We start from the raw sequence: 15,761 nt of genomic DNA on the forward strand, positions 1-15,761 counted from the left end.
CATGGGAACGAGCTGTTAGAGTTTTGCGACAGCCTCGAAGGAGCGTGGGAACGAGTTGTCAGGATGGCCTTATGGAACATTTATGGGCAGCTATCATCAGAGGAATAAATATTCTGAGTCAAACATCGAATTCAAATTCACGGTGTTCAAAAACTCATCGGCAATTTTTGTCAGATCGTCGGTTCTGAGCACCAGAGCATTATCGGCGTTGAGTGCCTGTCGTAAGCAGTCATCCTTAATCGATTTCTCAAACTTATAATCGCTATCAATTTCACCCATCATGGCATCCAGCTCTTCTGGTGAGGATGGATCATGGGTGCCATAGTTGTAATTGTATTGGGACCTCCTGATGTGAGCATTCACCCAACAATACGTCAAACTGGCGTTTTTTGAGTGTGTCACTTTATAGAGGTAATGACTGAAGGCCTGCTGAATTATCGGGAAGCATCTGCGTTTTAATTCCTCAAGCCTTTCGTCTTCATAGGGCACACCAGGGGACTTTGTTTTGATTTGTTCAGATAACTGCTGCAATTTCGGGCTGTTCTCAACGACTCGTTGAAACAGGACTTTGCTCTTTTCAACAATCATTGTCTCTGCCCAGTCAGGTTCCCCCAGGATAATCACCCTGCGGTGGTTAGTATTGCCCGAGATTAACTGCCCAAACGCGGGATGTTGCAGCAACATTCGTTCTATATCCGGAACTCCCTCAGGTTCGTCTGTCCAGGACATCTGTATAGATGGGCTGGCTATTTTATTTTCAAGGAGTGACGAAACGCCATCATGAGAATGATCAACGACCAAGTCAGTACCTTCTCTCTTTACGAAGCTTTCATAAGTTAACCGCCATAGCTGGCTATTTTTTTCTGCGGACAATAATTCCTTGTACCACTTTTTAAGGCAATGTCCGGCTTTAAACTTAAACTCATCGATACCTTCGAGACTCACCAATAGTTCATGATGTTCGTCAGCATCTATAATTTCGCCGTCAGAGGTTGGCAGTGGGTCCAGCCAACCCGATTTCAGGGCTTCACGGGCAAGGTGAATCACCGAAGGCTTGCTCAGGTCGCTGTTTTTCAGCAGATCCACCATTGAACTCAACCACTGCCGAGGGTTTGCTTTGCCCTGAACAATCATTTGTGAGTGTAACGATTTGAGTGGTTCAATGACCTGATCTTCATTACTCTCGGACAATGCTTGTGCTATCACCTCCGACATCCTTTTACCGGTATGCTCACCGGTGCCATCAAGAACATCGGTCAGCTGCTTGATGAGATGGCCTGATGTTGTTGTCTCCATTGACTCTATGATTGAGACACTCAGGGAAAAACTGGTTAAATCTCCTTGCTCCCAGAGCTTCCTTGCCAATTCAGGAAGACTCAGATGGGTGTCTGGCAATGCACTGTTTGTCTCAAGCGCTTCTTTCAGTTCCTCAAAATTTATGTCAAGGGCTTTAGCCAAAGCTTGCAGTTGTGCCAGATTTGCTCTTTTCAGAAGATCCTTAATCTTCTTTGACTCAGTGCTGGAAACACTGATCCTTCTGGTGGTCTGGAAGACAGATTCGATCTCTGTTGTATTTGCGGGCGCTCCGCCCAAATCCACTGAATCCCAGGTTTGCCGTTCATCCGGAGAATACTCGGCAAAGGCGTGGGCCCGGCTATTAATTTGCCGACAGGGAATCCCGAAGTAACGACATAAAGCAACAAAAACAGGCACACGATGACGACAGCTACCTTGCCGCTGTGTTACAAGAAATTCAAAGAAGTTCTTATTGCTCTCTGGTTGCGCATCTCCGGCAAACTGTCGGCAATATTCGCTGATCGCCTCAATGCGCTGCGTCGTGTTTTTAGCGTTTTTTATTTTCCATAAAGGCAGCTGTTCTTCGGTTGGGTCTTGCGGGTCTTCAATGGTCTCAAACAATCTGTCCAGTACTGTTTTCATACCTTCTGAACAGTGGATATCAAAATGTGTTGATTGTTCTGGCCGGACTCCTTTAGCAGCTGTTTTGTTGTTCGATTCTCTGGGTTCTACGACATAAGTACACTGAATACTCTGGTTGGCTCTGGGCTCTTTAATAGACAGTATGTGAAGCCCGGTATATCGACCCCTGACCAGGGTAAATGCCAAATTGGGTTCCAGACTCAGGGCCACGATATAGTCGTTAGCCCTCAGGCTGGGCAATGGATATTCACCATTAGCATTCTCTGATGACAGCTCAAGGGTCGCCAGCGTTTGATCTCTGGCTAATGTCACTGTCTGGTCACGCCCGGGTAACGATGTTGGTATGAGGGTTTCGAACCCCTGAAGATGTTCATCATCAAGATCGATCAGTTTGACATACCCCTTAGCCGTCACATAATTATCAGTTGCCTGCCAGCGATACATGTGGCAAGAATGGTCCTGCGTATCAAAAATTTTATAATCGTTAAGCTCTATCTTCAGATCCTCATAATTCGTCATTTGGTCCAATGTCTTGGCTTTTTTCTCCTCGACTTCCGGGTTGTATCTTTCAGAGTCGTCAACCCATTGGTTCGGCAGATCACTGATCTGATGCCAGAACCCGGACCAAAATTGAACTTCATTGGCGTTCCATGCAGCTATCCGCTGATCAGCCTTGCGGACATAAGACAGGGAAGCCGGTGCTTTCAGCGTTTGTTGCTCTTCTTTCGTCATGGAGAAGACGCAATTAACGTCCACGCCCGTCTGGCCAAATTGAACACCAAACCAGCTTTGTTGCCAGTGTCGGTAGAGTGCCCGGGTGAGTATGTCGTACGACTGTTGAGGCTTCAGGGGAAGACCGGACGCCTGCCATTTTGCCTGAGCCACCCTCTTGATGATTTCAGTTTTGACTTTTTCTGGATGCAGACAAGTGTTAACACGAATTTCATGGTTTTTTTCATCAATACTGTTGCGGTCACTGTGTCGTATCAACCAGGGGCGATCAATGCCCGATACCGTTTCATTGAACCAATGGCAAAGATCAGACTCCAGCGCTCCTTCACCTAAATTCGGGAGCGATGACCCGGGCAGTTCCGCCAGCGATATTTTGGCGGCCATCAGATAAAGCCGGTAGTGCTGATTGAAGCATTGAAGAAGCCTCTTGTCGGTCAAGGCGCCCTCTCTTGCAACCGCCCTGGCGACATTCTGCAGATCAAGACTGGTCGGCTGCAACGACAAGTTTTGCTGTTGCAGGTAAGCCCTCAAGCGACAGTGTTGCTGAGTCAGCTCTTTAGCCACGATTTTCCCCTCCGGGTTCTGTGGCAATACTTTCCCGGCAATGGTCTGCAGTTCTGTCGGGTTATACTGCCGGATGGGCAGATGTCTGAAACGCCCTTTCAGTGCCGGTGACAAGGGTTTGCGCCCGCTGTACTGAGGCGGGTTGATGGTGGCGAAGAGATGGAAGCCCGGATGAGCGTCACCGGCCAGAATATCGTTTAACTCACCTTCCAGATGCTGGCTGTCGATCAGATTCATTTCCGAAATCACTACGATGCCGCCATCGACTTTTGCCTTCTGGATCGCTTCACACAGTTTGTCCCAGGAACAGTCACAGGCATTCAGGGGGAAGACCTCAGGCATGGATTCTCCCCGTTGCCTGGCCTGCTGTCTGACAGTTTCAATCACCAGGTTCAGCGTGGCATCTTTACCCCGCCCGGCCGGACCTTCAATCAGCGTTGCCTGACGGCCGCCGTGTTTTATGCCGAGATGATAAGCTTGCTGAGCGCGGCTTAAATCCTGTCCCAGTCTTTGCACCAGTTCAATGACTGCTGATCCAGAGGTATCAAACTCAGGTCGGATTTCTCTGGTGACTGTAATGAAGGTCTGCTGAATATCTGACAGGGTCTGGTTACGAACTCTGTCGCTCAGGGTGTTCTCCGGTTGGAATCGGGCAGTAAACCAGATTTCCAGTGCCGACAGGGCATCCTGATGAGTTTCGGTGATTTCCGGCCCCAGTACATCCCGAAAACTCTGTTGGATCAAACTGTTTATTTGCTCACAGGTCACACTGCCGCGAGCGGGTTGGGCACGATCCAGATACCAACCCACCCAGCTGCAGATATCGGTTAAATCCCTGGGGGTAAACTCATGCCCGGGCAAGAGTTCCTGATAATATTTCCAGAGTACCATCACACTGTTGCTGGCACTGTGTACAATGTCGTTTATTTGCTGCTCCGGCAGATGCCGTTGTAAATGCCTGACCAGAGCCGGTTCCACCACCCTGTCCCGGAGGAATGCCTGGTCTAACCGTGGGTAGTAAGCTCTGGGCAGTTTCTCTCTCAGGGCCGGGCCCATTTGGCGCCCGGCGTAATGATCCGGGTTACCGGTGAGAATCACCCGGTGTTTCGGGCCGACATTGACAGGATGACCATTGACGTATACGCACGGTTGCGGTTCCCATAAGCCGTTCAATGATGCCAGCAATCCGGCTTTGGCCAGGTTGGCTTCATCCAGAACCAGAGTGACATAGTGTCCATCCTTCCCGGACGGAGTGTTGGCCCATTCCATCAGCGCCCGGTTTTGCAGTGTCATGGAACGGTCACCCTCGGTGTGCTCTTGCCACTGCCAGCGTTTCATCAGGGTTTGTTCGCTGTCAGAAGGCCCAAGTGAAATGACCGCAGCCTGTCCTGAAGCATTCGCCATTTTGGCGGAAAAGTAACTTTTTCCAGTACCGGTTTCTCCCTGCAGGAAGATAACGGGAGAATCCGCGAACCGTTCATGGAGTCGGGATAATCGTCGGCTTTCACGATCCTTCTGGTTCGTCAGGCCGTGATAAAGATCGTCGGCCAGTGCGGATAAGGGCTTATCCGTGGACCCCGTCCATGCCAGTGATTCAGACAGTCGATTTTTTATGTGCTCAATGCCTGCTGCGTCAGAATTGGCTGTTCTGGCTATGTAAAAGCAATCGCCAGCCAGAGATTGAATGCCATGGGATCGGGTCTGCCCTGGTGACAAAGCTAACTGCCAGCCAGAAGCCAGTGCATCCTGCAAACGTTTAATCTGTCTTGTGGGTCTGATGGTTAACGATTGCCAGGGCTCTGCCGCCGCCGGGTCGACTGCCAGCTGATAGGCCATTGCCTGGCGTTTTTCTTCAGGCGCATGGGCCAGGACCATGGCACAGAATCTGTCCAGAGCTTCCTTTTCACCCTGCACTGGAAATGGACTTTTATAGGACACTTGTAATTCACTGTCCTTAAATACCGCCGGATCAAAGGCTCGGGCCAGTTGCCAGAAGTTCTGCTTCATAAACGTTCTATCCAACCGCAGAGCACCATTGATGATGGTAGCTAACTGATCCGGGTCTACCGAGGCGGTTTGATCCTTAACCGGCGTCGTATGAACATCAGGCAGTGAATGCCAACAAGCCACTTTCATAAAATCGCGCACGGACGCATGCTGCCGGGTGCCATGGGTAATGACGCTATTGATAGCCTTGCGCCAGTGGCCGGGTAAAAGCAGTGGTGACTGGTCAACCTGCTGTACCCGTCGGGCAGCCAGTATCAGGTTATTCAACAAGTCTTCGGTAATTTCAGGCAAAGGGTTACAAAGGTGAGCAGGTACGGTATTAAACGCATTGTAAACTGAGTAAAGTGCTTGTTCTGGCAATTCAGTCCGGGGGATATCATGCCTGTCCGCATTGATATCCCAGATATCGAAGTCAGGACATGGGTCAGCCGTGGCGACCATCGAATCCAATACCGAAGAGAAGCCCATCACGGACTTGGGCCAGAGTATTGCGACAAGGGCTTTTGGGAAGGCCTGTAATTGGCCATTCACCAACAGAGGTTGCCCTACAGCCAGGGGTTCCAGAAGTTGCTGAAGCATTGGATTAGTTTCCAATCCCCGCAATAAAACCGGCGTGCCAGCGATTAATGCCTTCTGCAACCCGCTCTGACGTCGCCCAAAATGAGCCTTTTGTTCCGAAGTGATATGGATATTATCAAAAAGCTGGCTGAAGCTGGTCTGTTCATTGATCTGGATGACCAGAGGTGCTTCCTGCAGATAATTGATCCAGTGGCTTGCCTGGGCCTGTTGATGATAAGTGACGATATCAAAGGCAGTGTGCTCTCTGGTTTTGTCCTGCAGGCTGGACACAGGCTGCCCATCGTTTTCTGGCAATCCAAGGGCTTTCGGCTGTTGTTTTGAGTGCATCACCTGAAGTCGGGGCTCCAGGTCACTCGTTTCGCGAATAGTCTGCAATGAACCCAGCAAACGAAACCATAGTGCCTCATTAAGGGCAGAGGTTACAGTGACTACACCACCCGCCCGAATTTGTTCCAACAAACAGTTGTTAGGGGTTGCATAGCCTTGCGGGGAAATAGCAATCGGGTTCAGCCACTCACTAATGTTACTCTGGTTAATGATGATCGGGTGTCCTGAAGCGTCACCCTGGCAGGACAGGGTTAGAAACAGTGAGTGAAGCTCATTACTGTCTACCGACATTTGATAAAACTGAACATCGTCGGGTAACCCACAGATCTTGCCATTGCTCTCAAAGCAGTGCTGCGCCAGTATCTGTCGAATCGTCTGTTCAAAAGCCAGGTCCTGCCAGTTGGCCCCTTTCAGAATGACCCGTTGCCCGGCCCTCAAACACTCAAGCCTGCCGGGGATGTGCCGGATTCGCCCCTGTTGATCCACTCCCGGCCCGCCCAGCAGCAACTGTCGCCAGCTGGTGTGCCTATGGCAGTTAATTAAAACGGTACTGTCGTCATCCATAGCACTTTCGGCACAGGGGAGTTCAGCCAATAGCGGGGGAACATTGTCCAGGTTCATTGATGAGTCATTGTCGGTCTGAGCCTCGAACTGCCAGGTATTTCCCGGCCTGTTAATTCGCCGCCAGAAGTCAGCACCCGGAGCGCCGACCGCGGGTGCATCTTCACGCAGACCAACCGATGCCAACTGCTCAGGGTCGGCCAGGACCAATAGCGAAACATGCTCGCCCAAAGGGCGTTTCTTCTGACTGGCTTTGTCGAACAGACAGGGAGTATCCGGGTCCAGCAGATCGTTAAATTTTGGCAGCTCTTCGCTGTTGAGTTTTCGGATATCCATCACCAGTGTGAGTGGCTGTGAACCTTCGAACAGCTTGCCCGAACTCACAGTGTGGCGACCATCGGCGGAAATGCTCAACCGGCTCACCAGGTTAGCCTGTGCAAGATCATCGGGGTGGGAAATAAGGGTGACATCCCTATTCTCATCGCCAGCCCGGGCAACTAAAAGCTGTCGAACCTCATCATCACTGGCGACAAAACGAAAATCGAAAGAATAAGGGGCCTTTGGGAGCGTGCAATCCATAGAGAATACGGAACTCGCTCTGTCAGGCAACATCAACGGATTTGATGATGTCTTGGTTTGGGGAGTGACACCAGAGCAGACCTCTGCAATCTTAGATGATGAATATCCTCCCTGTCTCTTGGCTGGAGGTAAACTATTTTCAGCAGAAGGTTTGCATTTTTGCCCAACAATACGACCATCCATAGTGAATCTCCTACCTGTTATTTGAAGGACTGCATTGCCATTGTTTAATGGTATGACCTTCAGACAGGATGGAAGTTCCGTCAGGATAGTTATACCAATCGAACTTTCTAACTCCCTATTGCGCTGAAGATTTGAGCCTTAATCCTGCGTTGGCGATCGTCGCCATAGCTAAGGCTATGACTCCTCACGCCGCCTTGTCTTAAGGCTCAAATCTCCATGCTCATTGCGGGAGTTAGAAAATACGATTGGTATTACCCGTATCCATCACAAATGGGATGGACTTTTGGGATATTGAGGTTGTCAGCTCTCCAATGCGTCAGAAAGCGAATTCAAATTCATGCTGTTCAAAAACTCTTCGGCGATGGTTGTCAGCTCACCGGATTTCAGCACCAGAGCATCGCTGGCGTTTTGCGCTTGCCGTAAGTAAGCATATTCAACAGACTCCTGGAACTCGTCAGAGCTTCTAATCCAGGTCATCATGGCATACAGCTCTTCTGGTGAGGATGGATCGTGAGCGCCATAGTGGCAGCACTTTTCATCATTAGGCCCTTTGACAGCATGAGGCCCAATAGCAGCATCGGCCCAACAATACTTCAAGTAACCGCCTTTCGAGTTTGCCAATCCATACAGGTAGAAACTGAAGGCTTGCTGAATTGACTTAATGCATTTGTTTACTAAATCAGTCTGCAGTTTTTGCTCCTCATACGACAGCTTAATGAGCTTCATAGCAGAGTTATACCTGTTTTCAATCTCAAGCCTTTTTTTCTCATAGTCATTTTTTTCACTTTCATATCGCTCATCACGAAACCCGGAGTACCTGCATTCTCTATAACTATGTTCTTTCTTCAGTGCTTCCATATCATCGTCAAATTGTTTTTTTATCTGATTATATTGATTTCTTTTTTCTAGAAGCGGCTTCAGGTTGTCCGGGTTGTTGGCAATAATTCGTTGCAAAAGGGCTTCGACCTTTTCATCCATCGCTGTGTCGCTCCAGTATGGTTGTCCCAGGATAATCACCGGACGTTGGTTCACCCTGACCGAGCTTAACTGCTCAAACGCGGGATCATGTACCAGCAATCGTTCTATATTCGGAATACCCTCAGGTTGGTATGTCCAGGATTTTTGCAAAGACGAGCTGGTAATTTTACCTTGAAGGAATGGCGAAACCCCATCATGACCATGAGAGACGAGTGAGGCATAATTTTTATTCGTTTGGAAGCTGCTATAAAGGAATTGCCACCTGTGGTTGTTTTTTTCCCTTGACAATAATTCCTTATACCATTGTTTCAGACAATGACTGGCATCAGCCTTCAGTTCATCGACGCTTTCCAGACGGACCAATAGCTTATGATGTTCAATTTTCTCCTGCCCCGGGAATATTTTTACCGGCACCAGATCCAGCCAACCCGATTTAAGGGCTTCACCGGCAAATTGAATAACCGAACGTTTGCTTAGGTCACTGCCGTTCAGTATTTTCACTATTGATCTCAACCAATATTCAGGGAGTGCTTCGCCCTGAACAATCATTTTTACATAGAGTGATTTGAGTTGATTAGAGACCTGATCTTCATCACTGTCAGACAATATTTGTATTACGGCTTCCGTCATTGGATTATATCTTCGATTATTTTCGCCATACACATTACCGATCAATTCCAGCCCTGAATCGTTCAATGCTTTTGTCTCTAGCGAATCTAAGATTGAGACGCCCATGGAAAAGCTGGCCAAATCTTTTTTCTTCCAAAGTTTCAGTACCATTTCGAAAGGTTTCAGTTTGGTTTCTAACCATGCAGTGTTTGTCTTATGGGCTTTTTTTAGCGCCTTCTGGCTAATCTCCAAAACATCAGTTAGAGCTTGCTGTTGTGCTGAATCAGCATCTTTAAGGAGATTGTTAATGTTAATCTTGTTTGGCCAGCTGCTGGAACTACCGGCCTTGCTGCTGTGCTGGAAGTCAGGTGCGATTTCTGTAGACTTGCGAGGCGCTGCGCCCAAATTCACTGACCCCAGGGTTTGGCTTCCATCTGCGGAAAACCCGCCAAAGCTGTGGATACCGCTACTGATTTCCCAACCGGGAATTCCGAAATTAGGCCTGCTGCTGGAACTACCGGCCTTGCTGCTGTGCTGGAAGTCAGGTGTGATTACTGTAGACTCACCAGACGCTCCGCCCAAATTCACTGACTCCCAGGTTTGGCCTCCATCCACGGAATACTCAGCAAAGGCGTGCTTGAGGCTGTCAATTTGCCGACTGGGAATTCCGAAATAGCGACAAAAAGCAACAAAAACAGGCGCACGATGACGACAGCTACCTTGCCGATTTGTTACCAGGAATCGAAAGAAATTTTCACTCTCATCTGGTTTAGCTGCACCGGAGAACTGTTCGCAGTATTCCGTGATTGCGCTAATTCGTTGCCTGACGTCTTTAGCGTCCATTATTTTGCGCAACGGTGCCTGTATTTTGGCGGGTTGTTCGTTGATGTTATCAAACAGTTCCTTCAGTACGGACTTAATGCCTTCTGAACACTGGACGTCAAAAAAGGCTTCTTTAGCAGCCGTTTTTTCGCCCGGCTTTCGGGGTTCTACGACATAAGTACACTGAAAACTCTGGTAGGCTTTGGCCAGAGGAATAAACAGTGTATGAAGCCCGGTGTATTGGTCCCGGGTCAGTTTAAATGGCACATTGGGTTCTAAACGCAAGGCCACGATAGTGTCACTGGCCGTCAGGCTGGGTAAGGGACATTGACCATTCTTTGGTGATACCTCAAGGGTCCCCAGCGCTTGATCTCTGGTTAATATCACTTTCTGGTCTTTCCCTGGCAACCGTTTAGGAGTGAGGGTTTCGACCCCCAGAAAGTGTTTGCCATCAAGATCGATCTCTTTGATTTCACCCCCGGCGGTGACACGAATATCTTTTGCCTGCCAGCGATACATACTAGGGTGATGCTGCGTATTAAAAACTTTGTGAAACTTAGTCACTGAATTATCCCGATCCTCGTAGTTCGTTCCTCGATCCAATGCCGGAGCTTTTTCTTCCTCAACTTCTGGATTGTATGGTTCAGGAGCGCCATCACCGCTAATGGCTGATGCTTTCTTAATAAAATCGTTTACCAAACGGTTCGGCAGAGCGCTGATCTGATGCCAAAATGCGGGCCAGCATTGAAGGTCACGGGAGTTCCATGCCCGTATCTGCTTATTAGCCTCCTTAAGATAAGGCTTGCAGTCCCACATTTTCAGTGTTTGTGCCTGTTCTTTGGTCAGGGGAAATACACTATTAGCGTCCACTTCGGTAAGGCTAAAATCATCAGCGAACCAGCGTTGCTGCCAGTGTCTGTAAAGTGCCTGTGTGAAAATATCGTCCGACTGATCCGGATTCAGGGAAAGACCGGATGCCTGCCATTTTTTCTGAGCCACCATCCTGATAAGTTCCGTTTTGGTTTCCTCTTCAGTCGGACGAGTCTTGATACGAATTTCATGGTTTTTTTCATCAACACCGTTGAGATGACTGTTTCGAATCAACCACGGACGGTCAATGTCCGATACCGTCCGATTGAACCATTGGCAAAGTCCGGAATTAAATTCACTTTTCCTCATGGCAAGAGCCGAAGACTCAGGCAGTTCCTCTAGCGATATATTGGCGGCCATCAGATAAAGCCGGTAGTGCTGATTGAGGCATTGATGAACGGCTTTTTCGCTAAAATCGCCACCTCTGGTGATAGCTCTGGCAACATTCTGTAAATCAAGGCTGGTGGGCTGCAATGGCAGTTTTTTGCCTTGCAGGTGAGCCCTTAAAAGACAATGTTTTTCTGTCAGCTTTATAGCGGCTGATGTCCCTTCTGAGGACTCTGGCAACACTTTTTCGGCAATGGTCTGTAATTCTGTCGGGTTGTACTGCCGGATGGGCAAATGTCGAAAACGTCCTTTCAGTGCCGACGATAAGGGTTTTCGCCCGCTGTACTCAGGCGGGTTGATGGTGGCAAACAGGTGGAAGCCGGGATGGGCGTCACCGGCCAGAATATCGTTTAACTCACCTTCCAGATGCTGGCTGTCGATCAGATTCATTTCCGAAATCACCACGATGCCGCCATCGTCTTTTGCCTTCTGGATCTTTTCGCACAGTTTGTCCCAGGAACAATCACAGGCATTCAGGTAATAGACTTCCGGCATGGATTCTTGCCGTTCTTCAGCCAGCTTTCTGACACTTTCAATCACCAGGTTCAGCGTGGCATCCTTGCCCCGTCCGGCTGGACCTTCAATCAGTGTCGCCTGACGACCGCCGTGTTTTCTTTCGTGATGATAAGCCTGCTGACAGCGGTTTAAATCCTGTCCAAGTCGTTGCGCCAGTTCACGGACTGCCGATCCGGAGGTATCAAAGTCTGGTCGGATTTTTTCGCTGACTGTACTGAAGGTCTGCTGCATTTCCTGCAGGGTCTTGTTATGAACTCTGTCGCTCAGGGTGTTCTCCGATTCGTAGCGGGCAGCAAACCAGATTTCCAGTGCTGACAGGGCGTCCTGATGTGTTTCGGTGATTTCAGGGCCCAGTACATCCCGAAAACTGTGTTGTATCAAACTGTTTATTTGCTCACAGGTCACACTGCCGCAAGCGGGCTGAGCACGATCCAGATACCAGCCCACCCAACTGCAGATGTCCGTTAAATCCCTGGGGGTAAACTCATGGTCGGGCAAGAGTTCCTGATAATATTGCCAGAGCGCCATCACACTTTTGCTGGCACTGTGTACAATGTCGTTTATTTGCTGCTCCGTCAGATGCTCTCGTAAATGCTTGACCAGAGCCGGTTCTATCACCCTGTCCCGAAGGAATGACTGATCCAGGCGAGGGTAGTAAGCCCTGGGCAGTTTCTCTTTCAGGGCCGGGTCCAGTTGGCGCCCGGCATAATGATCGGGATTGCCGGTGAGAATCACCCGGTGTTTCAGGCTGACCTTGACAGGATGACCATTCACATAGATGCAGGGTTGTGGTTCCCATAAGCCGTTCAATGACGCCAGTAATCCGGCTTGGGCCAGGTTGGCTTCATCCAGAACCAGGGTAATGTAATCTCCGTCTTTGTCGGATTCGGTTTTGGCCCATTCCATCAACGCCCGGTTTTGCGGTGTCATAGAACGGTCGCCGTCGGCGTGTTGTTGCCACTGCCAGCGTTTCATCAGGGTCTGTTCACTGTCTGAAGGTCCAAGGGAAATGACTGAAGCTTGTCCCGAAGCCCTGGCCATTTTGGCAGAAAAGTAACTTTTCCCGGTGCCGGTTTCTCCCTGCAGGAACAGAACGGGAGAGTCCGTAAGCCGGTCATGGAGTCGGGACAATCGACGGCTTTCGCGATCCTTTTGACTTATCTCGCCGTGATAAAGATCCCGGGCCAGTGCTGACAAAGGCATATCATTGGAGACCGTCCATTTCAGTGATTCAGACAGCCGAAGTTCTATGCGTTCAATGCCTGCTGCCTCAGAAGTTGCTGTTTTGGCAATATGAAAACAATCAGTGGCCAGCGCTTGAATGGCATCGGATCGGATCTGTTCTGATGGCAAGGTTAACTGCCAGCCAGAAGCCAATGCATCCTGCAAACGTTTAATCTGTCTTGATGGCCTGATGGTTAACGATTGATGGGTCTTTGCTGCTGCCGGACTGACTTCCAGCTGGCAGGCCATTGCACCTCGTTTTTCTTCAGACGCATGGGCCACGATCAGGGCGCAGAGCCTGTCCAGAACTTCTTCCTGATCCCATTTCAGAGATGAACCTTGATAAGACAGTTGTGACTGTTTAAAGACTTTCGGGTCAAAGGCTCTGATCAGAGGCCACAGGTTTTCCTTCACAAACTCTCTATCTAACGACAGGGCACTTTTGATGATGGCGTTCAAGCGATCACGGTCTACCGAGGCGGTTTGATTCTCATCTGGCAATAGCTGCCGACAAACCACTTTCATAAAATCACGCACGGACGGATGTTGCCGGGTACCATGGGTGATAACGCTGTTGATGGCCTTGCGCCAGTGACGGGGTAAAAGCCTCAAGGACTGGTCAACCTGCTGTGCCTGCCGGGCCGCCAGTATCAGGTTATTTAATAACCCTTCGGTTATTTCAGGCAAAGGGTTGCACAGGTCGACGGGGACGGTTTCAAAGGCTTGGTAAAGTTCATTAAGTGCTTGTTCAGGCAGTTCAGTCCGGGGGATCTCATACCTGGAGGCGCTGATATCCCAGAGATCGATCTCGGGACAGGGTTTACCCGTGGCAAGCATCGAGCTCAATACTGAAGAGGGACTTTTTGCAGACTCAGGCCAGAGCACTGTGACACGAGCTTGTGGGTAGGCCTGTAATTGACCATTCACCAACAGAGGTTGTCCTGCAACCAGAGGTTCCAGCAGTTGCTGAAGCGCTGGATTACGCTCGAGTCCCCGGAATACCACTGGCTTGCCAGCGGTTAATGCCTCCTGCAACTTACTCTGACGGCGTCCAAAATACGCCTTCTGTTCCGAGGTGATATAGATATTATCAAATAGCTGGCTGAAGCTGGTCTGTTCATTAACCTGAATGACCAGAGGTGTTTGCGGCTGTTGATTGATCCAGTGTCTGACCTGGGCATGTTGCTGATAAGTGACGGTGTTAATGGCAGCCTGATCGCTGACTTTTTTCGGTAACCCGGGCAAAGGGTGCCCATCCTGTTCTGTCAATCCCAGGGCTTTTGGTTGTCCTTTTGCATAAGCCACCTGAAGTCGGGGCTTCAGGCCAGTGGTTTCGCGAATAGTCTGCAGCGAGCCTAGCAAACGAAACCAGTTTTCCTCATTGAGGGGAGACGTAACGGTGACGGTACCCCCCGCCTGAACCTGTTCCGACAGACAGCTGTTGGGGACTGCATAGCCTTCCGGGGCAATGGCAATCGGGCTCAGCCATTCCCTGATAGTACTCTCGTTAATGATGATGGGATTTTGTGGTGGTTGCTCTTGAACAAGTCCTTCGTCGTCTTGTTTGTCACCTTGTTTTTCTAAAGAGCAGGACAGGTTTTGAAACAGTGAACGAAGCTCGTCATTCCCTACCGGCATCTGATAAAACTGAACATTGTCGGGTAACCGACAGACCTTGCCATTGCTCTCAAAGCACTGCTGCGCCAGCATTTGCCGAATCGTCTGTTCAAAGGCCAGATCCTGCCAGTTGGCCCCTTTCAGAATCACCCGTTGTCCGGCCTTCAATAACTCGAGCCTGCCTGGGAGGTGCTGGATTCGTCCCTGTTTATCTACGCCAGGGCCACCCAGCAGCAACTGTCGCCAGTGTCTGTGCAGGTGACAGTCGATAACAAGGGTATTGTCGTCATCCATGGCGCTTTCAGCGGAGCGTTCCGCCAATACCGGAGGCACCTCGTCAGCGTCCATTGCCGGAGCATTGCCGGTCTGTGCCTCGAACTGCCAGGTATTGCCCGGTCGATTAATTCGCCGCCAGAAATCAGCACCGGGTGCATCTTCACGCTGGCCAACCGATGCCAGCTGGTCAGGGTCTGCCACCACCAGCAGAGCAACATGTTCACCCAGAGAGCGTTTCTTCTGGCTGACTTTGTCGTATAGACAGGGGTTATTCGGGTCCAGCAGGTCGTTAAATTTTGGCAGATCCTCGCTGGAGAGCTTTCGGATATCCAGCACCAGAGTCATGGGCTGTGAACCTTCAAACAGCTTGCCCGAACCCAGGGTGTGGCGACCGTCACCGGAAATGCTCAAGCGGGTCACCAGGTTAGCCTGTGACAGGTCATCGGGGTGGGAAATAAGGGTGACATCCCGATGTTCATCGCAGGTCTGGGCAACCAGAAGCTTTCGAAGCTCATCATCACTGGTGACAAAACGAAAATCGAAGGCATGAGGGGCCTTGTGGAGTGAGGAATCGGTTGAGGCCAGGGTTCTGGTTTTGTCAGGAAAGTTTACCGAAGGTGATGATTTATTGAGTGTGGAAGCGATACCAGAGCAGGCCTTTGTAATCTTTGATGGTAAACCCTGCGTTGCTCTCTTGCTTGGCACTGCGCTATCAGGCATGTCACTGACAGGCACGTCACTAAGAGAAACGAGGTTGTTTTTTTCACCACCAATACGACTATCCATAGCTAATCTCCCTACTGCCATCTGGAGGATTAAATTGAGACTGTTTAATTATTTGACCGTAAGATAGGACGAAAGTTCCGCTTGGAAAGTTAGCCGTAATGATTGATGGAAATCACTGTGACACTCCCCGCCTTGTCGAGGGTGTCGCAAAAGGGTATGGTCAGCAGGATATATCAAGATCGTCGTTCCCGCGCAGGCGGGAACCC

General features: G+C 49.8%; 2 protein-coding genes. Both read right to left on the reverse strand.

What is annotated here, in order from left to right:
- Window positions 1-96: 96 nt before the first annotated feature.
- Window positions 97-7,470 (reverse strand): AAA family ATPase, encoded by a 7,374-nt coding sequence (locus ACOJUO_RS03675; RefSeq protein WP_422138952.1) that lies wholly within the window; start codon window positions 7,468-7,470, stop codon window positions 97-99.
- 300 nt (window positions 7,471-7,770) lie between these two features.
- Complete coding sequence (locus ACOJUO_RS03680) at window positions 7,771-15,555, reverse strand: AAA family ATPase (RefSeq protein ID WP_422138953.1); 7,785 nt, start codon at window positions 15,553-15,555, stop codon at window positions 7,771-7,773.
- Window positions 15,556-15,761 lie beyond the last annotated feature (206 nt).

It is taken from the genome of Endozoicomonas sp. ALC020, from assembly GCF_049275935.1.
Taxonomy (GTDB): Bacteria; Pseudomonadota; Gammaproteobacteria; order Pseudomonadales; family Endozoicomonadaceae; genus Endozoicomonas_A.